Below are 25,074 nucleotides of genomic sequence, written 5' to 3'. Positions count from 1 at the left end.
TGGGATTATCCCACACTGGGTTTGTGGCTTAGAAAATGACAATTATCAAGCCACGTTGGCTGTGCCTAATTTTGCTAATTGTTGCTATTCTAAGCTATTTCGGTCATAAAATAAATTATTGTGTTAAAAATAAAGTAGTCTTGATAGGACGCGCTAAAGCATTAAACAAGATAATTAGTCTAAAACTGCTTAATTATCAATGTTTAACCTGCTCTAAAGTGCGCCTTTATACTAACAAGACTGTTATGAATAATGACCTTATAATTAATAAGGGTATTCAGCAATAGGGAATGATACTTGAAATCAAGACAATGTTCACTAACTTTCCGCCCATCACGCCCTTGTAAGTAGTCGTAAGCTATTTATAACTCTTCTCTATATCAACGACAACGGCTATGGGTAATGTTAGCTTTCGAGGCTATTCCAACGCTCAAGCTTATTCATCATCTCATCTTCGATAATCAATAAACGCTCACTGGCAGCAGTAGCAGCTTCCATATCCTTGGTAAACCATGAACCATCCGCCAACTTTTCTTCCAGCTGCGTTTGCTCAGCTTCTAGTACAGCAATCTCTTTTGGTAGATTATCGAGTTCGCGCTGTTCATTATAGTTGAGCTTTTTGGCAGTATGACTAGATTTTGCTACTGTCGCGGCTTTAGTAGCAGCTTTACTAGTTGTAGCGCTAGCATTAGTTGACTTGGCCACTTTGACTGCTTCTTCACGATTTTTTTGCACCAGATATTCCTGATAACCACCGACGTATTCTTTAACGATGCCATTTCCGTTTTCGTCTTGGTCAAATACCCAAGTCGAAGTGACGACATTATCCATAAATGAGCGGTCATGACTGATCAGTAATATCGTACCGTTAAAGCTAGCAACTGATTCTTCTAAAAGCTCAAGGGTTGCCATATCCAAGTCGTTGGTTGGCTCATCAAGTACTAGAATATTGGCAGGCTTTAATAATTGCTTGGCAAGTAGAACGCGGTTACGCTCACCCCCTGATAAGGCTTTAACAGGTGTTCGTGCACGCTCTGGCGCAAACAAGAAGTCTTGTAAGTAACTCATGATATGCGTCTTACGACCACCAACTTCAACGAAGTCTGAACCTTCAGAGACGTTTTGCGCCACACTGGCTTCTAGATCTAACTGGTCACGCAGCTGATCGAAGAAGGCGATTTGTAAATTGGTGCCCAGTTCAACCGTTCCTGTTTTGGTCACATCATTATCAGACATATCAAGCAGAGCTTTAATCAGCGTGGTTTTACCCGCGCCATTAGGTCCGACGATACCGATTTTATCACCGCGCATAATCATGGTGCTAAAGTTATCGACCAAGACATTGCCATCATATTCAAGATGGAGGTTTTTGACTTTACAAACCAATTTGCCGCTTTTTTCGCCTTCGCCCATGGTTATATTGACGTTACCGACTTGCTCACGGCGGCCTTTGCGTTCTTCACGCAGGGCTTTTAGTTCACGGACACGACCTTCGTTACGGGTACGGCGCGCTTTGATACCTTGGCGAATCCAAACTTCTTCTTGCGCCAGTTTCTTATCAAAGTTGGCATTGTTCTTTTCTTCAGCGAGTAGCTGTTGTTCTTTTAATTCTTGATAACGCGCGTAGCCTTTTGCGCCTTGGGTCACGTCATAGCTGGTTAACTGACCGCGATCCAGCTCAACGATACGAGTTGCAAGTTTATTAACAAATGCTCTATCGTGAGTCACGAACAGCAAGGTTAAGCCTTGCCAATCTAATAAGAAACGCTCTAGCCACTCAATGCTTTCAACGTCTAAATGGTTGGTTGGCTCGTCGAGTAATAGCACATCAGGCTTGGTGACTAGCGAACGAGCAAGTAGCACACGGCGCTTACGACCTCCTGAGAGAGAGGACAAATCATCTTCAGGATCGAGTCCCATCGTTGTAATCAGGCGCGTGGCATCACGTTCTAAATCCCAGCCATGTACTGCATCAATATCATGCTGTAGCGTTGCCATATGCTCGCAAGCATCCATATCGCCATTGGCACACATATCGACTTGTTTATTGTAATTGATCAGCAAGTCAGCGGTACGTCGGCTACCGCCCATCACGATGTCCAAAATACGTCCGCTGGTTTCAGGAACGTCTTGCTCTAGCATAGCGACACGCATGCTGCTATTTTTGATAATCTCGCCGCTGTCAGGCTGCAATGAGCCATTTATCAGTTTAAATAAGGTAGATTTGCCTTCGCCATTGCGGCCGATTAAACAAACGCGCTCGCCTGCATTGATTGAAAAATCAATACCATCGAGAATAGGAGCCACGCCAAAGGCTAAGTGAATATCTTTTAAATGTATCAATGCCATAGAATATCTTAAGCTTATATAATAGTGAGGTAGGGGTTGTTGCAAAATTCCTAGCAGTATAACATGCTGCCACCTAACTGTAGTATGCGTAAATGCCTTTATAAATACTATTTTATCAAGTCTATTTTAAATGGTTAGGTCCGAGATTTAACAAAGAAAATAACCATACTATCTATTATTGAGAACTACTATTGAGAAAAACATGAACCAACCAAATTCGATAGAAAAAGACGCTTCTAATCAACAAGCTCAGCTGTCAGACAGCCAAACAGATTTACAAGCACAGGTCATTGAGTTGCAAACGAACCTCTCTCACCTTGAAGTTACCGTGGAGCGGCTTGATGAGGTCATTACGCGGCAAGACAAAGACATTCAAACCTTACAGCGCCAGTTGCAGTTTATCTACAAACAAGTGCAAAGCCAATATGGAGAAGGCGGTATAGCGCCGTTTGATGTTATGGCGGATAGACCACCACATTATTAATTAGGCAACCAATCACTAAGTCTTAGAATACCGGAGGTAATATTTTTTATAAATTTATATGCGCATTTTTGCATAAATATACGGTTCGCTGACTATTGAGTCATATTAGAGAAATAATGTGTTTTTTGGTTGTTTTCATGTAAAAAACACATTAGTATTCTTCACCTTAGATACTGTCTACCTAACAAAGTTCGGTGTAGCGGTGAAACAATGGGGATGTTTGGAGATACACAATGGGCGCAAATTTCACTCTAAAGACTCTTACGGTAGCTTTAGCTGCTCTTTCTACAGCGAGCCTGGCAAGTGCGGCGGGTCTTGATCGTTCAGGTCAAGATATAACTGCTTTTTTACAAGATGGTGTGTACGCTGAAGCAGTTTATACTTATCTAGATGCTGACGTTAGTGGCTATGATAATGCTTATGTTGGTAAAGATAAAAACGCTTATCAGCAAGGTAATAAAATTGGTGATATTGCAGAGTCTTATGACTTTTTCCGCTATGGCGTAAAAGCTGATATCAATGACACATTTAGCGTTGGTGTTTTGTACGATGAGCCTTTTGGTGCTGCTGCTGATTATAGTGGCGACAATAATTTTGTAGCTCAAGGTGATCGTGATGCCGTTATCAAAAACGTAACTGGAAACCCAGCATATAGCGAAGCAGTAGTTGATAGTGTTGTAATACCTACGCTAAAAGCGCAACTTGCGCCAGGCAACCCTCAGAACTTGACAGCTGCAGAGCTTAAGGAAGCCCAAGCAAATTATGTAGGCGTTCTTACTGCGAAAAAAGCCGCTGATGCAGAAGAGTTTACTAAAGGTGAAGGAACCAACGTTGAAGTACGTACTGAAAATATCACTGCAATTCTTGGTATGAAGTTTGGCGAAAATAAAAATTTCCAAGTTTATGGCGGTCCAGTTGCTCAACAAGTACAAGCAGACGTAAAACTGCGTGGACTGGCATACAGCGCTGCGACTGGTTATACCGCTCATATTAGCTCCGATCAGGATTACGGCTGGCTAGCAGGGATATCTTATAGTAAGCCTGAAATCGCACTGCAGGCTGCCTTAACGTATCGCTCAGAAATTGATCATACTCTTCCTATATTTGAAAGCTATCCTGCCGCTAGTACTGAAAAAGCTGGTGAAATAGATATTACTACGCCAAAATCTGTAAACTTTGATTTTCAAACAGGTATTAATCCAACAACTTTAGCGACAGCAAAAGTGCGCTGGGTACCATGGAGTGATTTTGCAATCGTACCTCCTGTTTATACAGAAGTGAGTAAAGCTCAGTATCCTGAAGGTTTGTCTTTAGTGAGCTACGATAAAGACCAGTGGTTAGTAGAACTAGGCTTGGCTAAACGCTTAACCCCAGCATTAGCAGTAACTGGTAATATTGGTTGGGACAGTGGCGCTGGCAATCCAGTCACTTCTCTAGGTCCTATTGACGGTTATTACAGTGCTGGCCTAGGTGCAAAGTATAACTTGACTGAAAACTGGGCAATTTCTGCCGGCGGTAAATACTTATGGTTCGGTGATGCTAAAGGTCAAATTCCAACTAAAGCTGTCGTTAGTAATTTTGAAGACAATGATGGTTTTGCTCTTGGTGTGAAACTATCTTATCAAGCTAAGTAAAACTACAAACTACTAATATTGATATAAGTTATATTTTATAGATAAAAAAACGACCTCAAATGGGTCGTTTTTTTATGTTTTGCCGTTCTTCTTTATCTTAAATATAAATAATATTCGAGATAGGGTTCCTTATAGGAGTAGAAGGTTATTGGTGACATACTATTGATGATTACAAGATAGACACCTAATGAAGTTATTCAAAATAAAACATTATTACTCATAATTCCCCATTAATTAATGTACTGTTCAGTCATATTTGTGAAATAAAGTATTTTAGCTGTTGTTTTAGTGCTAAAAAGTCATTACTATTCATTTTAGGACATCGTTTACATAAGCTTATATTTCGCGTAACAAAGTCGAATATAACTTATTGCAACGATTAAACAACGAGGATGTTTGGAGATACACAATGCGCGCTACTTTTCACTTAAAAGCCCTTTCCGTAGCAGTAGCTACTCTTTCTATAGCCAGCTTGAGTCAAGCAGCTGGACTAGACCGTTCTGGTCAAGATATCACGGCCTTTTTACAAGATGGTACCTATGCTGAAGCCGTATATACCTATATCGACGCTGATGTCAGTGGCTATGATAGCGCTAATAACAACCCAAATATTAATGATTATCAGCGCGGTAATGCAACAGGGGATATCGCTGAGTCTTATGATTTCTTTCGCTATGGCGTAAAAACGGATATCAATGATACATTTAGTGTGGGTATTCTATATGATGAGCCATTTGGTGCGGCCGCAAATTATAGTGGTGACAATAACTTTGTATCAAAAGGAGACGTTAATGCATCTATTACTCAGTTAACTGGTGGAGCATTTACTGGCGCGACTATTGGCGATGAAATTACTAGATTAAGCCAAGCAGCCGCTAACACAGCATTACCACAAGAAGTAAGAGAAGCAGCAGCTGAAGGTGCAAAGAAACTTTCAACTGCAGTAGGCATAGCACGAGCCGAAGCAGGAAACGCAGGCGAAGGTACCAATGTTGAAGTACGTAGCGAAAGTATTACCGCGATTTTAGGTGCCAAATTTGGTACTAATAAAGAATTCCAGATCTATGGAGGACCAGTAGCCCAGCGTGTGCAAGCAGATGTTAAGCTGCGTGGTCTTGCCTATGGTCCAGCCACAGGTTATACCTCACACATTAGCCCAGATCAAGATTATGGTTGGTTAGCAGGTGTTTCTTATAGTAAGCCAGAAATTGCTTTGAAGGCTGCTTTGACATACCGATCTGAAATTGATCATAAAATGGATATTAACGAAACTTATCCAGTAGCTGGAGCATTAGGTATTAATCCAGTCCAAACTAATACAATGGAACTGACTACTCCTAAATCAGTAAACCTTGATTTCCAAACCGGTATTAACCCAACGATGTTAGCCACTGCAAAAGTACGTTGGGTACCGTGGGGTGATTTTAAAATTACGCCGCCTTTATATAATGAAGTCAGTAAAGAAAGCTACGGTCCTGACGGTTTAAACTTGGTTGAGTATGAAGATGACCAGTGGCAAGTAGAGCTCGGTCTTGCTAAACGTTTAGCTCCAGCTTTAGCCGTAAGTGGTACCGTTGGTTGGGATAGCGGCGCTGGCGATCCAACTACTTCTTTAGGCCCTATCGATGGCTACTACAGTGTAGGTCTTGGTGCTAAATACAACGTGACTCCTGAGTGGGCGGTATCAGCAGGTGGTAAATATCTATGGTTCGGTGATGCTAAGGGTCAGTTGCCAACTCAAAAATTGGTTGGTGATTTCCAAGACAATGATGGTTATATCCTCGGTGTGAAACTGTCTTATCAAGGTAAATAAGTTATTGCTATAAGTGTAGTTGTCATATAAAAAGAGCGATCTTTAAGGGTCGCTTTTTTATGTTTATTAATAAATAGGGGATTGTAATAACTATAAAGACTATGAATAGAATAATAGAAGAAGAGACAAAGCAACTTCTCTAGGTCTGCAAGTATGGAAGCGCGATTTTACTGTGCTTGGATTAACACCAAGATTGGTATCTGATTACGATACCACTTCTAGTAACTTTGCCTATTATGACGACCGCGATGAAAAGTCAGCGACGGTATTATTAACGAAAACCTTTTAAACGCTATTTTTAGCAAAATAAAAACCTCGCTGAGTTTACTTAGCGAGGTTTTTTTGGTAATACAATAATGGATAAAAAGTGCTTATTTATCTAAGTTCATTTCCATCTCTTTGTACTTAGCAGATACGGAAGGTCTTGGACCACCAGTCATGGTGCTCACGGCAAAGATAGCGATAGTACTTAGGATAAAGCCTGGCACGATAGCGTATAACCAGCTGTTTAATGCCACGCCATTCATCTCGAATGGACCGTAGACCCACAAAATAACGGTCAACGCCCCAACGACCATACCAGCGACAGCGCCATTGCGGTTCATACCGCGCCATGTCAGACTGAAAATAACCAAAGGTCCAAATGCTGCGCCAAATCCTGCCCAAGCGTTAGAAACTAAGTTCAATACAGAGCTTTCTGGATTGGAAGCCAATAAAATGGCAACTACAGCGACTACTATGACCGAGATACGACCGACCAATACTTGGCGTGCTTCTGGTGCATCTCTATCAAAGAAAAGCTTGTAAACGTCTTTCGTCAGTGAGCTTGATACAACTAGTAGCTGCGAAGAAATGGTACTCATAATCGCGGCTAAAATGGCCGCTAATAAGAAGCCTGATACGAGTGGATGAAATAAAAACTGCGTAAATACCAAAAAAATAGTTTCAGGATCATCTAACGTCATCGCCGTTTTTTGTACATAAGCGCGACCAGCAATACCTGTTACACAGGCGCCGATAAGGCTGATAATCATCCAGCTCATACCGATATTACGCGCAGTGGGAATATCTTTTACTGAGCGAATTGCCATAAAACGCACGATAATATGTGGCTGACCAAAATAGCCAAGCCCCCAAGCGAGCAAGGATATAATACCTAAAGATGTCATGCCACTCGTGATATCGAGCATACTAGGGTCAATGGCTCTAATAGCATTGGTCGTGGCTGAAACGCCACCAAGGTCAGTCAAAGCGACGATAGGAACAATCACCATAGCAAATAGCATGATGATACCTTGAACAAAGTCGGTCATCGATACCGCTAAGAAACCACCGAATAGCGTGTAAGCAACAACGACGCCAGCAGTAACCCACAGTCCTGTGCTATAAGGAAGGTTGAGTGAGCTTTCAAAAAGCTTACCGCCGCCAACTAAACTTGCAGCGGTATAGACGGTAAAGAATAAAATGATAACCAAGGCAGAGATAACCCGCAGCATATGCGATTTATCTTCAAAGCGGTTGGCGAAATAATCGGGTAATGTAATGGCGTTATCAGCAACTTCGGTATAAACACGAAGGCGCGGTGCCACGATGATATAGTTTAAAAAGGCACCTAAGGTCAACCCAATTGCAATCCAAGCGCTGACGATACCGTCAGCATACATCGCTCCTGGTAATCCAAGGAGCAACCAACCTGACATGTCGGATGCACCTGCCGATAAGGCAGTGACTGCGGGACCTAGACTACGACCACCCAGCATATAACCTTCAGTATCATTGGCTTGCTTAAAATAAGCATAAATCCCAATCCCAATCATCACCAAGAAATAGGCGCCGAGTGATATCAGCACGCCACTAGAAACTCCGTTCATATAAACTGTCCTTAACCAACATTGTTGGCTGTCATTATTTTTAGCGAGAAAAATTTAGTCTTATAAGACGCTGCCCGAAAACAATATTTAAGATTAAAAAAACTAAAGACGAAAAAAGCCATTAAGTAGGACATAATGGCTTTTATTCAAAATCTTCTATTAGTTTTATATGATTGATGTTCTAGGGCTGATACCGACAAAGCTGTGAACAAACGTAAACGGCAAATTTATATGTCAATTTTATATTTTCATTTGCTTATCACACGTTAAGGATCAGACGCTTATATAACCAATCATTTAAAACCATCAAACCTACTGCTTACTATCATATATTACTACAAGTGTTCAATATATGACTATCAGTAAGGTTAAGGTAAAATTATGTTATCTAAACAACGTCAGACGTATTATAACGTATGAGCATCACAAATGCGAACCGCTACTTTTTTTAATAAAAAAGTGCTCTTGTCTCAATCAGCAAGCGCTCTTGGCGAATAGTTTTAGAGACCTCGTTCCTCTTTACTCAATAGGAGCAAGTAAGTCTAATAGTGCCGTTACGCTACTTGATTGCGTGAGTTTTGGATTGATAACCACACCCAAGTAGCGCTGTAATTCAATATTATCGGCCATATCGATACGTTCTAAATCTTGACTGATCATGGTTTGCGGCAGTACCGACCAGCCAAGTCCAACAGAAACCAACATCCGAATAGATTCAAGTGGATTGGTGCTCATGGTGGCGTAAGGTTTTAAATTATGTTTGGCAAATTCTGCTAAGGTAATCTGACTGGTAAAGGTGTTAGCAGACGGTAAAATAGCAGGATAGCGTGCTAACTGTTCTAGTGTCACATTAGATTTTGTCGCTAAAGGCGATAAAGTGCCGGTCATAAAATAAAGCGGATCTGACCATAAGGTGTGATAGGTTAAGCGCTTATCATAGACAGGCGGCAGCGTCAAAAATGCCAGTGATAAATCGCCATCAAGCACCGCTTTATGAGCCGTTTCTGAATCAACAAAATGCACTTCGAGTTGTACGGCAGGATAGGCTTGGATAAAATGCTTCAATACTGGCGCTAGGTGATGGAGGCCGATATGATGGCTGGTACCGATAACGAGCTTTCCAGATACAATATGCTGCGAATGTTGCAAATTAATTTTGAAATTTTCATAATCCTCAAGCCAGCGTTTGGCATGAGGCAACATCTCACTGGCCGCTTGTGTCGGTACAATGCCGCGACCGACCGTATCAAATAAAGTGATGTTGAATTCATCTTCTAAGTTTTTAATGCGTTTACTGACTGCAGGCTGAGTAATAAACAGCTTTTCTGCTGCTCCTGAAATGCTGCCTGTTTGCATAACAGTGACAAAAGTCGTCAAGTTTGTGGTATTCACACCGATGTCCTTAGCTCTGTAGGAAGCTATAAATAAAAGTTGGCTAACCTAATCATAATGAATTAGAAATAAAAGTTTGTGACTATGTAAAAATCATCAATTATTATTATAGAATTAGCCTGCTATAATCACAAGACATCAAGACGTATTGTGACATATTTATTCTGTTAACGTCGCTATTTGGCGGTATATGGCCTATTTTGCTAAGGCGTTAAGGTCATAAATAGTCGCCATTATAAAATATGTGTTCTTATAAAGTTTTTATTCAACTAAATATGAAATTCAGGTATTAACTTAAAATACGTAAATACGTAAATACGTAAATACGTAAATACGTAAATACGTAAATACGTAAATACGCAAATACGCAAATACGCAAGTAGATTGAGTCCTACACTCATCAGTAAAGTAACAAGCCATTCAGTCATAATTATATAAAAGGATAGCAATATGGCCGGTCAAACGTTATACGACAAACTTTGGAATGCTCACGAAGTCACCAAGCGTGATGACGGTTCGAGCCTGATTTATATCGACCGCCATCTGCTACACGAAGTGACAAGCCCGCAGGCGTTTGAAGGCTTGGAGCTTTCCAATCGAGCGCCGTGGCGTCTATCAGCTAATATTGCAAGCCCCGACCATAACGTACCAACGGTTACTAAAGAGCGCTCAGAGGGCGTGACTGGTATTAAAGATAAAGTATCGCGCTTACAAGTACTGACGTTAGATGAAAATTGTAGCAAATTCGATATCGCTGAATTTACCATTAATGATGCGCGTCAAGGTATTTTGCATGTGGTCGGCCCTGAGCAAGGTTTGGTCTTACCTGGCATGACCGTTGTTTGTGGCGATTCGCATACCGCCACTCATGGCGCACTTGGCTGCTTGGCACACGGTATCGGTACTTCAGAAGTTGAGCATGTCTTGGCAACGCAGTGTTTGATTCAAAAGAAGTCAAAAAATATGCAAATCCGTGTCACCGGCAAGCTCGGCGCTGGCGTGACGCCAAAAGATGTGGTACTTGCTATTATTGCTAAAATTGGCACTGCTGGCGGCACAGGGCATGCGATTGAGTTTGCAGGACAAGTATTTGAAGACATGAGCATGGAAGGTCGTATGACCGTCTGTAACATGGCGATTGAAGCGGGCGCGCGTGTTGGCATGGTAGCGGTCGATGATACGACGATTGAGTATGTCAAAGGTCGTCCTTATGCGCCAACCGAGGAGCAGTGGGAGCAAGCAGAGGCTTATTGGCGCACCCTATATTCAGATGATGACGCAGTATTTGATAGTGTGATTGAGATTGATGGTAGCGAGATTGCGCCGCAAGTTTCTTGGGGCACGTCGCCTGAGATGGTCGTGGATATTACTCAGTCGGTGCCAACGCCTGACCAAGCTGCTGATGAAGCGCAAGAAGAAGGTTGGTTACGCGCTTATACATATATGGGTTTAGAAGCTGGGCAAAAAATTACCGATATCCAGCTTGATCGTATTTTTATTGGTTCGTGCACCAATTCGCGTATCGAAGATTTACGTGACGCCGCAGCGGTGATTAAAGGCAGGAAAGTTGCTAACAATATTAAAGAAGCCATCGTTGTCGCTGGTTCTGGTCAAGTAAAATTGCAGGCAGAAGCAGAAGGCTTAGATACTTTGTTTACGGAGGCGGGTTTTGAGTGGCGAGAACCGGGTTGCTCGATGTGTCTTGCGATGAATGCTGATAAGCTTGAACCACAAGAGCACTGTGCTTCTACGTCCAACCGTAACTTTGAGGGTCGTCAAGGTAACGGCGGTCGCACGCATTTGGTTAGTCCAGCGATGGCAGCCGCAGCAGCGTTGGCCGGTCGTTTTGTGGATGTTCGCACGTTTTAATTTTTGACCATATGCTTTATTCTTCAATGGTAAACATATTTGATAGGAAACCTTATGCAAGCTTATAACACTGAAACGGGTATCGTTTGCCCGCTTGATCGCGCAAACGTCGATACCGATCAAATTATTGCCAAGCAGTTTTTGAAATCCATTAAACGTACTGGCTTTGGTGTCAATTTATTTGATGATTGGCGCTATCTTGATGAAGGTTATCCGGGCCAAAACAACAGCAATCGTCCTATCAACCCTGATTTTATTTTGAATCAGCCACGTTATCAAGGTGCGACTATCTTGCTGGCGCGTCGCAACTTTGGCTGTGGCTCTAGTCGTGAGCATGCACCTTGGGCGTTGTCTGAATACGGCTTTCGAACGGTAATCGCCCCAAGTTTTGCAGATATTTTTTATAATAACTGCTTTAAAAACGGCATGCTGCCTATTGTATTGGACGAGGAAATTGTTGATACCTTAATGAAGGCCACCTTCGCTAATGAAGGCTATGAGTTGACCGCCGACCTCGAGCGTCAAGTGGTCATTACGCCGTCAGGTGAAGAGTATGCTTTTGAGATCGATGAGTTTCGTAAGCACTGCTTATTAAATGGCCTTGATGATATTGGGCTCACTTTGCAGCAAAGCGATGCCATTAAAGAATATGAGCATAAAATGATGCAAAAAACGCCTTGGATATTCAATGATGTCAGAGCATAGCTTTGGTGAATAAAGCTTTTAAGCATCAGGCTGTTAATAAGAGGTTTAACAAAAAGCTGTTGATATAAAAATTTAATCGGCATAAAAAAGTGCTCAGCGCTAATACAGCGTTGAGTTATAGCCATTAAGTGGCTAAAATGAATGGTAATCTATTTTCTATATTATTGTATTTTCCTCCTTATAAATAGTAGACGCCATTATGAATAAAACACGTTTTGCTGTATGGACAAGCACGGCTATTGCCGCAAGCTTATTATTATCTGGCTGTCAGGTATTGACGGGGTATCATCAAATAGACTCGGCAGAGAACGCCAAAGCATGGGCGGGTAAGATCAATCCTATTGCTGGCGAGGTAAATATTGCCTGCGTAGGGACTTATCATTGTGAAATTGCTCGCATTGATAAAACGCGCATTATAGGCAGTGATACTCATAAACCTATCAATCCTGCCATGCTGGTCGAGATGCAAGACGTTAAAGCAAGCGACAAAAGCCGCACTGGTAATAAGCATATATCTGCGCCAATGGCTATGGATATGACCCCACTTGCTCATAAAAACGCGATAAAAATTGTTCCCTTGTCAGTGTCTGGTATGCCGGGGCTCACCAATTATTATGCGCGGGTAAAGCCTGCCAAGCGCGAAGTACAAGTGAATTTTTATCCAGAAAACAACTTGGGCTACGTTGAACGTTTTGCTATGATTCACGATTTTATGGAAGAAGGTACGTATCAGCTGCGTGCTTACCAAAAAAAGTCGAACATAAGCTCAGGCAGTTTGTTAGAAACGGCTTCACCAGAGCCTTTATGTGTTGATCTTTATCAAGGTAATAGCGTTCAGCGCCGTTTTTGCAAACAGATGGGAACTGAGCATCAAGGAGAGTTTGTAGAAACTCGTGTTGTTAAGGCTGCACCTGCTCAAACGCCATCACCAGCGAAAAATAAAGTAAAAACCAAAGCTGGATAGATAAAATTGAATAGAAAGCGTTATTAACTATCGACTATAGACCACGACTTCTTGTGCAGCTCCTTGCCCAAGAAGTCGTTTTTTAACAGGCTGTATAAGCCTGCTAGCAATACTATAACTAGCAATACCCTAAACGATAACTTACTTACCTATTTACCCACAAGGATTAGTATGGCAACGATTTTAACATTAGCAGGCGACGGTATCGGCCCTGAAATCATGACTCAAGCCATTGATGTGCTTGACGCCGTTAATAATAAGTTTGATTTGGGATTAACGCTTGAATCTGGATTAATCGGCGGTGTGGCCGTTGATGCAACGGGCGAACCGCTGCCAGAAGAAACGCTGCAACGTGCACGCGCAGCAGATGCGGTGTTATTAGGTGCTGTTGGTGGTCCAAAGTGGGATGGGATTGAGCGTAGCAAACGTCCTGAGCGTGGTTTACTTAAAATTCGTAGTGAGCTTGGGTTATTTGCCAATTTGCGGGTGGCAAAGCTTTATCCGCAGCTTGCGAATGCCTCAAGCATTAAATCTGAAATTATCTCAGGGTTGGACTTACTCATCGTTCGCGAGCTGACCGGCGGTATTTATTTTGGTGAGCCGCGCGGTATTCGTATCCTAGAAAATGGTGAGCAGCAAGGCTATAACACTATGGTCTATAGCACCAGTGAGATTCAGCGCATCGGTAAAGTTGCTTTTGATTTGGCAAAAACGCGCGCCCAAGCCGCCGGGACGCCAGCAAAAGTCTGCTCAATCGATAAAGCCAACGTTTTAGAAGTCACTGAACTTTGGAAACAAACCATGATTGAGATGCAGCAAGCGGATTATAGCGATGTGGTGTTATCGCACATGTATGCTGACAATGCTTGTATGCAGCTGATTAAAGACCCTAAGCAGTTTGATGTCATGGTCACTGGCAACATGTTTGGTGATATCTTATCTGATGAAGCAGCGATGCTGACCGGCTCTATCGGCATGCTACCATCAGCGAGCCTTGATGAGGCAGGAAAAGGTATGTATGAGCCTTGCCATGGTTCAGCGCCTGATATCGCCGGTCAAGATAAAGCCAATCCATTGGCGACTATTTTATCTGTGGCGATGATGCTGCGTTATACCTTTAAACAAGAGGCAGCGGCGCAAGCGATAGAGCAAGCGGTCAGTGAAGTGCTTGACGATGGCTTACGTACTATTGATATCCTCGATCGCAGCGAGACAGGCCTTAAACAAGTAGGCTGTAAAGAGATGGGGCAAGCGGTTCTGGCAAAATTGGCCTAATGAATACAGCTTTAATAGAAGCTGATATTTCTACATCCTAGTTAGTTCTAAATCATAAGAGTGATATTCCCATAATTTGCTGAGCAAGTTATGGGTTTTTTTATGTTTGTTTTTATGTCTATTTGAAAAAATAGTACACCGTAACACATGCACTCATTTAATAGCAAAAAAAGCCTTTTTTTAACATAGAAACTGCAGGAGAAGGGTTTAATTAACACAAAGCCGTTATATGCTCACAGGTTAATCTGTCACCATAGCTAGCTTATTAGGACAGTAAAATAGTGTCTGCTTATAGGCACTGTTTTTTCTATAAAAATATAATAACTTAAAAGTCTGCTAAGCCGTGAATAAAACCTTTAAAAATAAAGGGTCTTAACAATAAATTTCTCTCATTAAATTTCTAATAAAAAGCAATATTAATAATAATTCTAGGAGCTTTACATGTATCAGCTAACGAAACTTAGTAGCACATTAGCCGCCCTTGGCTTATCAACTATTTTATTGATGAGTCCAAGCTTTGCTGCGACAGATGTCAGCAGTGACCAGACCGCAAATAGTAATTTCATAAATAATAATGTCACAAATAGCCATGTCACAACCAATAAGAACAATAACATTAATAAAGCGACCACTGACAATACTAAAGATATAAGTCCAGTGACCAACGGCGTCAGTCAAAAAGTTACCGGTAATAGTAAAGCGGCCGCGTCATTAAATAAGTTTTTACCGACGATTAAATATACGACAGACAATCTACCAACCGTAGCGCAAAAGATAAATACGGCGACTTGGAAAGAAGGTAACAATATTGATCGTAACCTTGGCACTAAATTACAAGCGTTATTAAACTGGAGTCAACATGGAGTAGGCCTTGTAGATGGTTACTGGGGTGCAAATACTCTCAAAGCCATGCAAGCGTTTCAAAAGGCCAATAGTCTAACGGTAACTGATAGTTTAAATAATGAGACTTGGCAGGCGTTAACCAAAAACGAAAAGCTGATGACGCAGCCAGTATTGGTTCGTTATCAACTTAGCGAAGATGACGTCAATATTAAAACCACAAATATTCCAGCCAGTGCGGAAGCCAAAGCCAAGCTCGATGGTATGTATTATGAAAGCGTAACAGAGGGTTTGGCAGAAAAATTTCATATGAGTGAAAAATATCTTAAAACGCTTAATCCCAATGCTAAATTTGTCGCTGGTGAAACCATTACCGTTTATAACCCAGGCAATCCAAATACGAAGCCCGTCAGCCGTGTCGTCGCTGATAAAGCCACCAAAACGTTATACGTTTATGATGATAAAGATAACTTAATTGCCAGCTATCCAACGACTGTGGGTAGCACCGCAACGCCATCACCAACTGGGACACATACAGTAGAAGTCAAAGTGCATGAGCCTAATTATACTTACACGGCTGACGATGGTAGTAAAGCTATCATTCCGCCCGGTCCTAATAATCCAGTAGGGCTAGTATGGATAGGACTCAGTAAGCCCTCTTACGGTATCCACGGCTCGCCAGATCCTGCTCGTATCAGTCGTCAAGCATCGGCAGGCTGCATTCGTCTAACCAATTGGGATGCATTGGCTCTGTTAGGGGTAATCCAAGATGGAGCAACCGTTGAGTTTAAGTAAGCTATCATATTTACAATTCATTTTTAAAAATCGTGATTTGAATATGAGTATGCTCTAAAATGTAGACAAAAAAATACCGCTGAAAATAGCGGTATTTTTTATGATAAAAGCAAAAAACTAATATTAGAACACTAAAATTCGATAGGCAATAATGAGTAGGTTAGCAGTATCATTATTATTATCAGTTAAACCACTCAAGCATTTATAAAGATGCTGTTATAACCATTTTAGTGAATAAGAATTTAGTTTTTACCACGGTAAGTAATGCGACCTTTTGATAAGTCATAAGGTGTCATTTCAACCTTAACTTTGTCGCCCGTTAAAATGCGAATGTAATGCTTACGCATCTTACCTGAGATGTGCGCAATGATTTCGTGTCCGTTTTCTAAACGAACTTTGAACAACGTATTTGGAAGGGTGTCAATGACTTCGCCTTCGAATTCAATGATATCGTCTTTTGCCATAATTTTTTATCTATCAATCAATTAAAAATAAGCCCATATTATACGCAAGTTAGGGGATTAAAGCAATACAAAACCTGATTATTACTTGACAGGTTATAAGTGATATGTATGTCGGCTTATATTAACTATGCAGCTCAACTTCATTTATTCGGGCAAGTTAAGCCAAATCGGTGTTAAAGGCGCATTTGGTAATAATTGTTGAAAGCGTTCAGGATAATAAGCATTAATAAAGTACAATCCATCGCCAGAAGCAGTAGGCGGTGCTATGGTTCGATCTTTTTTAGCTAAAATATTCAAAAAATCAGACGGTTGTAACTCGTGTTTCCCAATAGCGTAGAGAGTGCCCATCAAATTACGCACCATGTGGTGTAAAAATCCATCCGCCTGAATATCAAAAACGATAAACTGCCCATGCGTAAATAGTCTGGCGTGACTGACATGACGGACAGGTTGATTGGACTGACAGGCGGCGGCGCGGTAGCTACTAAAGTCATGAGTACCTGCAATATCAGCTGCCGCCAATTGCATCGCTACTAAATCAAGCGGCTCATAGATATGAGTAACCTGATGATTTAAAATAGCAGGACGCTGCGCTTGATTGAGTGTGATGTAGCGATAGCGCCGAGCAATAGCGCCGAAACGCGCATGAAAGTCAGCTGGCATCGGTTGAATCCAGCGCAGGGCAATATCATCAGGAAGCAAACTGTTGACACCGCGAAGCCAATTATGAGTAGGGCGATAAGCGTGAGTGACAAAATGCGCAATCATATTACTGGCATGGACGCTCGAATCCGTACGTCCTGCTGCCACTACTTCTACGGGCTCATTGGCGACTTTACTGATGGCCGTTTCTAACGCTTCTTGGACGCCCAACACTTCTCGTTGCCGCTGCCAGCCGTGGTAATGTGTTCCTAAAAACTCAATAGCAATGGCCAACGTAAAGGTTGGTAGATCTTCAGTTGTGATTTCGGTTTTACTGTTCTCATTTTTGATGTTTTTAGTCTTGGATATTGTCATGTTAAAGCTTATAGAGTAATAAACGGTGAATAATTATTTAACGTTTTTTGCTAGCGTTTTCTGATGGTTGTACTCGCCTGATTGATAGTGTTTAACCAACGTTGGCGACGTCTTGCTGGCGTATCATAACGAACTAACAGCCAGAGCAAGCGCGCATAAACCGCGGCAATCGTTAAACGTCCGCCGGCAATCACATGATGTTCATATTGCCAACTGCCAGCAGCATAGGTATCACTAACACCGCCAAACGGACATTGACTGGCACATATCACCATGTGACCTTTTTCATAAGCCAGTTGCAATGTTTCTGCTAAAGCTGGCGAATAAGGCACGTTACCGGCGCCAAAACCTAATAAAATAATGCCACAAGGCGGCTGTGATAATAAGGCGCGAAGCTGATTGTTTAAAACGTCCGTATCATTTGGCAAACAATATAAAGCGTGAACGCGTGCTTGCTCCGCCCGAGATTTGATAGCGCTGACCAATTCTTGCTGATCATCTAGCCAATGCTGGCGACGCGTATCTGATAAGTTTTTGATATAACTATTAGCCGGATATGCGGCTCGGGAATGACCGGTAAAAGCCATAAAATCATGGCTATGAATTTTTTGCACCGTTTGTGCAGGCCATGATTCTCCGCCAAAACTAATCTTCACGCCTGACTCACCAGCTGCCGCCAGTTTTAATGAATCGGTGAGGTTATCCCATGCGTCGCTCTGTGCGTCGATAGTGTAGGAATGCAGCACCTCACTATCGAGTAGAGGGCGCATACTGCCTGTAACGACAACGCAAATATCACTAGCGGCAAAAGCTTCAGCTAAAAAAGCGCCTAAATAACTTAAGGTATCTGTACCAGTAATTAATACAAAGCGTTTATTGCCCTGCGCATAAGCAGATAATAACAGCTGATAAAAATAAATAAAATCGTTAGGGGTAAGCTGGCTACTGTCTTTAATCAGACTATTCTCCAGCCAAGAGACTGGGGCTAGGTTGGCAGTAGAGTTTTGTTCAGTCAGTAATTGCTGCAACGTTGGCAAAAAAACGTCTGCTGATAAAGGCGCCAATGGACGTCCATAACTGCCGAAGGTGCCACCCGCGTAAATGAGTTGAATGGGTGTCGAAAATGTTTTTGTCATAGCAGAAGAAGGCATAGTATTGGCACAATAAAGGAGTATGAGAAAGAGTCATGGTGATACGCATAATTTACCATGTTAAGTAGTATAAAAGTTAAATGCAAAAAAAAATCAGCAAGCATTCTTATAATCATAGAATACTCGCTGATAAGAAAAGATGCCACTCTTTAGGCAGTACGATCTAGTAGAGCCTGCGCTTGGCTCTGTTGTTCACTATTGCCTTGGCTTATGACTTCACTAAGTAAACGCTTAGCACTATCATACTCACCCAACTGCACGTATTGGCTTGCTAAGTCTAAAGTGACTTGATTGTTATCTAAGGATTTTACAAAATCAAAGTCTGCAGCAAAGCGCGCTGAGAAGTCCTCTATAGTTTCAACCTTACTCTCAGCAGTAGTATCACTATTGAGATCATCAATGTTACTGACGTTATAGCTGCCTTCAACCTCAACAGGTGTCGTCGCGGTTGGCGCACCTGACAAAGATTCAAAGTCAAAATTATCATCAATTAAAGTGTTGTCATCGAACGTACTAGTAGTTGGCGCCGTACTAGACGCTACTGTTTCAGTATCAGCAATATTTGCATCTTCGAAACCAAGCTCTTCAACACTATTATTTTCTAATGTATTGTTTTTTTCAAAGGCGTCATCTTCAAGCGTAAAGTTATCAAAGTCATCGAAGTTGGCAAGGCTATCTTCCATAATGACGTCAGTGTCATCTGATGACCGTTCTACTTTAGGCGATGTGGCGGTAGTATGACTGCTATCTATACTGTCGAGAGATAAAGCAAGCTCATCTTCCTCTATCTGACTCGCTTCTATAGCAACTGCATTATTAACACTAAGATTGTCATCGTCCGAATCAATCTCTAAATCTGCTAAATCTAACACGAACTCTTCATCATCTAACGCCGTGTCGTTAGAGGCATCGCTTAGGCCGTCGTTAGATAGAGTAGTGATAGCGGTCTCGGTAGCAATATTATTTTGCTCAGGCAAGTCAGAATCTAAATCTAAATCAAAGTCAAAAGCGAGGTCGCCTTCACTGTTATTGTCACTTGCATCATTAGTAACCGAAGTGGATAAGTTTTCTTCATCAGCGCTATCTAATTCGATAACAGGGCTGACACTCGTAGCCGCTGGCTCATCAATGTCTTCTTCTAAGTCATTTAGACTAAGGTCAAAGTCTTGCTCGATATCATCGAAATTATTAGAATTTGCTAAGGCGCTGTCTGAGCTATCAGGCAAATCACTTCTATATTCAGCATGGTTAATCACTTCTTTACTAAGACTCGCATCAAAGCTTGATTTTTGATTTTCAAATTTTTTCGAAGGTAAGTCAAAATCAATACTTTCAAAGCCAGCATCTTGACCGTTATCAGATGGCATCGCCCGTGCGGCTGCTTGATTTTGTTCTTCAGTCAATAATGCCTTTAGATCATCGGCTTGAGCGATGCTTTTTGCATCACCATACAGTTTAATAGAATCATAGACTCTATTAAAGTCATCATATTGATCTATCGTGGCGTACACCGCTAGTAGCTTAAGAGTTAACTGGCTATCATTTGGCTTTTCAGCGAGACCGCGATTGAGTGTTTCAATGGCTTTGTCATAGCGCTGTTGATCCATAAAACGCTGTGCTATCTCAGTAAGAACAAACTTTTTGTCATTATTGACACTGGCTTGAGTAGTTGGCTCTTTAACTGCATTATGTGTCGATAAAGGCGCAGTTCTGTCTGCTTTTATAGGTGGCTGATCTGATGGTCTTTGCGCTTTATTTTTGCGCATGACCAATACCGCTATTAGTATAATAAATACCAAACCAGCGATAATATATAGCATATAGTCCATAGTTACTCCCACGCCTACGATCACTGTTGCAGTATACGGCATTGATCGGTTAGGCAATTATTGATTGCGTAGTTTTTCGAGATGAGCTTGTAGCTCCGCCAGTTTTTGGTTTTGTAATTGCAGTTTTTTAGTATAGCTATCAAGTGTGCTATTTGTCTTGGTTAAACGCTGAGCTTGGGCCGCTGTACTTTGTCTTGACGACTTGAGAATGTCTAACACATCGGGGCTAAGCCCATTGCCTGCGGTTATACCTGCTTTAGTTTTAGTACCATTGACGCTACCATCTTGGCCAGGAGCGAGGACAGAGAACTGCGCGGTTGGCAATATTTGTGTCTTCGTAGTCACCGGTTTCTCAGATGAGGTTTTAGAATCAGGATGTAGCGCGTTAGGCTTTTTGGTAATAGCTGTATTTGCTTTATTATTATATTGCCTTTGCACATTGATGGCTTCTTTCAACTTTTTTTGCGTTGGCATCACACCATAATTAGGAAGGCTTAATAAGGCATCGGCTTTTAGTTGATCGGCATTTTTATTAATGAAAGCGTTGGGGTTTTGTGCCTGAATCTCGCTCATGACGGTTTGAACATCAAGATTATTTTTTTCTGCGATTTGCTGGGCAATGAGCCATAAGTTATCGTTGCGTTGTACCGTATAGTTGACCTTGGCACTGTTAATATTATTGGCTGTTGTATTTACTACGTCTGAAGGGTTTGTTTGTGTAGAAGGTACAGTTGGTGATACGATCGGTTGTGAGGCAATTTGATTAGATGCAGGGTTGCTATAAGGAATTTCGCTAGACGATGATGATGCTTCACTCGAAGGAGCGCTAGGGATAGTTACATTATCAGAATTACTGTTAGCTGTTGAGATATTCCCATAAGACGGTGCTGCGATAGGCGCCGTTACTATAATGCCGCCGTTGTTATGAATTGCATTATTTTTATTATTGTTAAGCTGTATCTGGCGAGTGATTTTTATGTTTAAAATGTCAAACTGTGGATCATTAATTGGGGCAACATCTTTAGTACTGTCAAAAGCAATAACTGGACTCACAATAGCATGGTTTGCGCTCGCTATAGGAACATTTTTATTCGTATCAGCGTCAGTATTCGAACGACCATTATCTAAATAATTAGCAGCATTCAAATGATCAGAAGCAGTATAGACCGTCGCATTGCTCGGCGCTAATTTTGTGTTTGCTGCTGATAAGCTTGATGGTATCTTAATGGTTTGAGTATTAGCTGTCTGAACATTAGTTGCTTGAACACCAGCAACAGGTAGCCTTGTCGCGGTGAGTTTGGAAGCGACTAAATTAGAAGCTGATGATTTAGGTGTCGATAATAAGGGCGGCGGCGCACCTTTTCTTAATGTTAACGGTTGCGCGTTGGTGGTAGAAACCGTAGGTAAATTGAGTTTATTCGCTGCTGAAATATTATTCCTATGAGTGTTAATCGGCAAGCTGTCTTCAAGAGGCATGAGTAATGTTTTAGGAATGACGCTACGCTGAGCCCCATCACTAATGGCTAAAACTACATCTGTAAAGGGCTGGGAGATAGGTTTTGTCGTTGTGATAAAGACCTGTCCACTGGTCGCTGAAGTAGGTTGAAAACGCACAGTCATTGAGTCAGTCGGGGTCAAACCCATCTGCTGATAAAGAGTAGAGTCCGCCAAACGTGCCGAAAAATCAGCGGTTTTGATATCAGTAACCACAATGCTAGCGGTTAGAGGTTCGTGCTGAGCCGAGGTAATGACTGTCCTACCAATAGTAGCCGCTTGAGCGTTAGACACAAGGGCTGCATAGCCTACTGAATAAAGCAATGCCTTCGATACTGAGCGATGTACCGTCGTCAAGCGATGGGATAATTGACAAGACATGTGCAGCCCTTTAAATTAAAAGTTATCTATGCTGTTATAACAAAATAGTCTATAGTTTACCAGTTTATTTCATGGCTGTTAAAAACAATATATTAATTGTTTACTTAATGTTCACGCTCACAAGTTTATTTTTTTTATCAATTAGCATTGCATCGCCATAGCTAAAAAAGCGATACTTTGTGTCAATGGCGTGTTGATACGCTTGTTCAATGGCTGCGTTCCCTGCAAAGGCCGACACTAACATCAATAAAGTCGACTTTGGTAAATGGAAGTTAGTGAGCAATTTATCTATCACACCAAACGTAAATCCTGGATAGATGAAAATATCCGTATCTCCCGCCCAACTAGAAAGTGCTTTTCCATTAACGGCTGTTTTTTGATAAGCGGTTTCAAGGACTCGCGTTACTGTTGTCCCAATAGCAATTACCTGCTTACCATTGGCGTGCGTTTGGTTAATGAGGTCGGCAGTAGTTTGAGGCAGATGAGCATATTCGCTATGCATGGTGTGATTGAGTAAATTGTCTGTTTTTACGGGCGCGAAAGTGCCTGCACCTACATGCAGCGTCACAAAAGCGGTGTTAATGCCTTTAGCGGCAAGCTTATCTAATACGAGCTCATCAAAGTGTAAGCTGGCTGTCGGTGCTGCGACGCTCGCAAGCTTGGCTGGGTCGTGAAAAACCGTCTGATAACGGGAATTGTCCGTCGCATCAGCATGACGCTCAAAGTAGGGCGGAATAGGAAGCTCACCATAACGCTCTAAATCCGGCAAAATAGGCGCTTCAAAAGCTAAGATAAATAAATTGTCCTGACGACCAATCATCACAGCATGCATATGATCGTCGGCAATCTCTAACCGCTGTCCAAGTTTGGGCGCTTTACTGGCTTTGACATGACAGAGGGCGATATGCTCTTGGTTAACGGTTTCTCCGTCTGTCGTCTCTAACTGTAAGGTTGCGCCATCTAAATCTGAGACATCAACCAAACGCTCAATAAGCACTTCAATTTTACCGCCTGTGTCTTTTTGCCCAAACAAGCGTGCTTTCATGACTTTGGTGTCATTAAAGACTATTAAATCGCCTGTATTTAGCAGGTCAGGCAATTCAGAAAACTGTTTGTCTATAATTTGACTGCCATCACTTTTTTTCTGGTTTGCGGCTAAATGCTGGTTGGTAGCTAAGTATAGCAATCTAGACGCCGAGCGCTGCGCCAGCGGGTAACGGGCAATCAAGCTGTCTGGCAGCTCATAATCATAATCATCAACACTTAGATATTCTAAACCGTCGTCTTTATTAGTGGTCTTATGAATGTTTTTAATGCCATTTTTATCGAGGATCTTATCGGCCGTATTAGTGCGAGTAGTATTTAAGTTTATAGGTTGAGAGTCAGTCATAGTCAATCTTTCAATGGATAGAAGTTTTGAGGTAATTGTAGCAGAAATGCCAATATGAAAGAACGCTTTCCTTAGCAGTTACCGTTCATAAGAATTATAAAATAGCCTAAGCAATAAATTATAAACTCCCAAAGTTTAAAGTCACCTTTCTCAACCCTTCCACTATTCGAACAAGTCTAACTGCGGCAGTACTTGAGTAGCAGGCATCAACGAAGAAAAAGTCACACCCACAAGACGAATAGGAAGTAAGCGTGGGATATCTAAAAATAGCTTATTAAGCCAATAGTGGGCAGATTCGGCGCTATCAAACGCCGTAGATAGGGTGTGTGAGCGTGTGACTTGGGTAAAGTCAGCGTATTTGATTTTAAGGGTAATGGTATAGGCGATGAGCTGTTTTTTAAGTAACTGATTAAAAGCATCGCTATTTTGCTCATAGATTTGAATTCGCAGCTCACTATCATCACTCAAATTGTCTTTAAAAGTGGTCTCAGAGCCAACAGACTTATGTATGCGCTGAGACTTAACAGGGCGTTCGTCTCGACCATGAGCAATATCATGATAAAACTGACCGCGCTTGCCAAACTCATTAATCAGTACGGCAGCGGGCATGCGTCGTAGGTCAGCACCGTTACTAATGCCCATTGCATGCATTCGCCTGGCGGTCGCCTTACCAATCCCATGAAAACGCTCAATAGGCAGCGTGCTAATAAACGCGTCGGCGTCCGCTGGCGTGATAACAGCAGTGCCGTTAGGTTTGTTAATGTCAGAAGCGATTTTAGCCAGCATTTTGTTAAAGGAAACGCCCGCCGAGGCATTCAGTCCAGTTTGTGTCAAAATTTGCGCTCGTAACCAATTCGCCATTAGCGTGGCTGAGCCTTGATGCACCTTCAATCCTGTCACATCAAGGTAAGCTTCATCTAACGATAATGGTTCAACGAGCGGTGTCAAATTGTGCATAATGCGGCGAATATCACTACTGATAGCGCGGTAGACATCAAAGCGCGGCTGTACAAATATGACTTCTGGACAACGTTTGCGAGCTTCATAACAAGACATGGCAGAGCGCACGCCAAATTTACGCACTTCATAACTTGCCGCCGCAACCACTCCGCGACCATTTGGATCTCCGCCCACCACTAAGGGTTTACCGCGTAGCTCAGGGAAGTCGCGCTGTTCCACACTGGCATAAAAAGCGTCCATGTCGATGTGAATAATCTTACGAGGGGGAATTTGAATAGGAGCGATCATAACCACTATTTTACCTGATTTTATTATGAGTTTTAGTATCTATTGCTAATAGAAATTATGAAAAACTTAGCTTTATTTTAGGCTCACTATAGTCAAGCCCACCTAAAAA

General features: G+C 41.9%; 18 protein-coding genes and 1 pseudogene. 9 read left to right on the top strand and 10 right to left on the bottom strand.

From position 1 onward, the window contains the following. Nucleotides 1-405: 405 nt before the first annotated feature. Nucleotides 406-2,349 carry an ATP-binding cassette domain-containing protein gene (locus B4K26_RS10670; protein ID WP_296245443.1) on the bottom strand — a complete coding sequence of 648 codons (1,944 nt, stop codon included), beginning with the start codon at nt 2,347-2,349 and terminating at the stop codon, nt 406-408. A 202-nt stretch (nt 2,350-2,551) separates the two neighbouring features. Here B4K26_RS10670 and B4K26_RS10665 point away from each other — a divergent pair, with 202 nt between their 5' ends. From B4K26_RS10665 to B4K26_RS10650, 4 genes and pseudogenes are all read left to right on the top strand, one after another. Next, nucleotides 2,552-2,833 (top strand): SlyX family protein, encoded by a 282-nt coding sequence (locus B4K26_RS10665; RefSeq protein ID WP_296245442.1) that lies wholly within the window; start codon nt 2,552-2,554, stop codon nt 2,831-2,833. Between the two features lie 233 nt (nt 2,834-3,066). After that, nucleotides 3,067-4,467 (top strand): outer membrane protein transport protein, encoded by a 1,401-nt coding sequence (locus tag B4K26_RS10660; protein WP_296245441.1) that lies wholly within the window; start codon nt 3,067-3,069, stop codon nt 4,465-4,467. Between the two features lie 409 nt (nt 4,468-4,876). Continuing rightward, on the top strand, nt 4,877-6,280 hold the full coding sequence (locus B4K26_RS10655) for an OmpP1/FadL family transporter (RefSeq protein WP_296245440.1): 1,404 nt from the start codon (nt 4,877-4,879) through the stop codon (nt 6,278-6,280). 121 nt (nt 6,281-6,401) lie between these two features. Further along, nucleotides 6,402-6,569 (top strand): annotated as a pseudogene (locus B4K26_RS10650) (surface lipoprotein assembly modifier); the annotation flags it as partial. An 82-nt stretch (nt 6,570-6,651) separates the two neighbouring features. Here B4K26_RS10650 and putP read toward each other — a convergent pair. Both putP and B4K26_RS10640 read right to left on the bottom strand, forming a co-directional pair. Then, nucleotides 6,652-8,151, bottom strand: a complete 1,500-nt coding sequence (gene putP, locus B4K26_RS10645; protein ID WP_296245439.1) for a sodium/proline symporter PutP — start codon at nt 8,149-8,151, stop codon at nt 6,652-6,654. 519 nt (nt 8,152-8,670) lie between these two features. Next, nucleotides 8,671-9,543 carry a LysR family transcriptional regulator gene (locus B4K26_RS10640; RefSeq protein WP_296245438.1) on the bottom strand — a complete coding sequence of 291 codons (873 nt, stop codon included), beginning with the start codon at nt 9,541-9,543 and terminating at the stop codon, nt 8,671-8,673. A gap of 450 nt (nt 9,544-9,993) precedes the next feature. On the opposite strand from B4K26_RS10640, the gene leuC reads away from it, so the two are divergent. The 5 genes from leuC (at nt 9,994) to B4K26_RS10615 (ending at nt 15,991) form a co-directional block, all read left to right on the top strand. Continuing rightward, nucleotides 9,994-11,412: a 3-isopropylmalate dehydratase large subunit gene (gene leuC / locus B4K26_RS10635; protein ID WP_296245436.1), complete on the top strand. Its 1,419-nt coding sequence runs from the start codon at nt 9,994-9,996 to the stop codon at nt 11,410-11,412. Nucleotides 11,413-11,466: 54 nt separating this feature from the next. Further along, on the top strand, nt 11,467-12,117 hold the full coding sequence (gene leuD, locus B4K26_RS10630; protein ID WP_296245435.1) for a 3-isopropylmalate dehydratase small subunit: 651 nt from the start codon (nt 11,467-11,469) through the stop codon (nt 12,115-12,117). Between the two features lie 199 nt (nt 12,118-12,316). After that, a complete protein-coding gene (locus B4K26_RS10625) occupies nt 12,317-13,081 on the top strand; it encodes a hypothetical protein (protein WP_296245433.1) in 765 nt (254 codons plus the stop codon). A gap of 171 nt (nt 13,082-13,252) precedes the next feature. Next, the gene (gene leuB / locus B4K26_RS10620) at nt 13,253-14,356 is read left to right on the top strand and encodes a 3-isopropylmalate dehydrogenase (RefSeq protein ID WP_296245432.1); all 1,104 of its coding nucleotides are present in this window, start codon (nt 13,253-13,255) and stop codon (nt 14,354-14,356) included. Nucleotides 14,357-14,797: 441 nt separating this feature from the next. Beyond that, complete coding sequence (locus B4K26_RS10615; protein WP_296245430.1) at nt 14,798-15,991, top strand: L,D-transpeptidase family protein; 1,194 nt, start codon at nt 14,798-14,800, stop codon at nt 15,989-15,991. Nucleotides 15,992-16,233: 242 nt separating this feature from the next. Here B4K26_RS10615 and infA read toward each other — a convergent pair whose 3' ends face one another. The 7 genes from infA to dinB form a co-directional block, all read right to left on the bottom strand. After that, complete coding sequence (gene infA, locus B4K26_RS10610) at nt 16,234-16,455, bottom strand: translation initiation factor IF-1 (protein ID WP_021814850.1); 222 nt, start codon at nt 16,453-16,455, stop codon at nt 16,234-16,236. Between the two features lie 144 nt (nt 16,456-16,599). Next, complete coding sequence (gene truA, locus B4K26_RS10605; protein ID WP_296245429.1) at nt 16,600-17,472, bottom strand: tRNA pseudouridine(38-40) synthase TruA; 873 nt, start codon at nt 17,470-17,472, stop codon at nt 16,600-16,602. 50 nt (nt 17,473-17,522) lie between these two features. After that, nucleotides 17,523-18,608 (bottom strand): asparaginase, encoded by a 1,086-nt coding sequence (locus B4K26_RS10600; protein WP_313631445.1) that lies wholly within the window; start codon nt 18,606-18,608, stop codon nt 17,523-17,525. Between the two features lie 164 nt (nt 18,609-18,772). Further along, nucleotides 18,773-20,452, bottom strand: coding sequence for a FimV/HubP family polar landmark protein (locus B4K26_RS10595; RefSeq protein ID WP_296245427.1), 1,680 nt, complete (start codon nt 20,450-20,452; stop codon nt 18,773-18,775). 57 nt (nt 20,453-20,509) lie between these two features. After that, nucleotides 20,510-22,327: a type IV pilus assembly protein FimV gene (locus B4K26_RS10590; RefSeq protein WP_296245424.1), complete on the bottom strand. Its 1,818-nt coding sequence runs from the start codon at nt 22,325-22,327 to the stop codon at nt 20,510-20,512. A gap of 100 nt (nt 22,328-22,427) precedes the next feature. Next, nucleotides 22,428-23,717 (bottom strand): tRNA preQ1(34) S-adenosylmethionine ribosyltransferase-isomerase QueA, encoded by a 1,290-nt coding sequence (gene queA / locus B4K26_RS10585; protein ID WP_296245423.1) that lies wholly within the window; start codon nt 23,715-23,717, stop codon nt 22,428-22,430. A 162-nt stretch (nt 23,718-23,879) separates the two neighbouring features. Beyond that, on the bottom strand, nt 23,880-24,965 hold the full coding sequence (gene dinB, locus B4K26_RS10580; RefSeq protein WP_296245422.1) for a DNA polymerase IV: 1,086 nt from the start codon (nt 24,963-24,965) through the stop codon (nt 23,880-23,882). Nucleotides 24,966-25,074 lie beyond the last annotated feature (109 nt).

The organism is Psychrobacter sp. UBA6766, assembly GCF_002453355.1.
Classification (GTDB): Bacteria; Pseudomonadota; Gammaproteobacteria; order Pseudomonadales; family Moraxellaceae; genus Psychrobacter.
The sequence above is the reverse complement of the archived record's forward strand: the minus strand, read 5'-3'. Positions and strand labels throughout refer to the sequence as shown.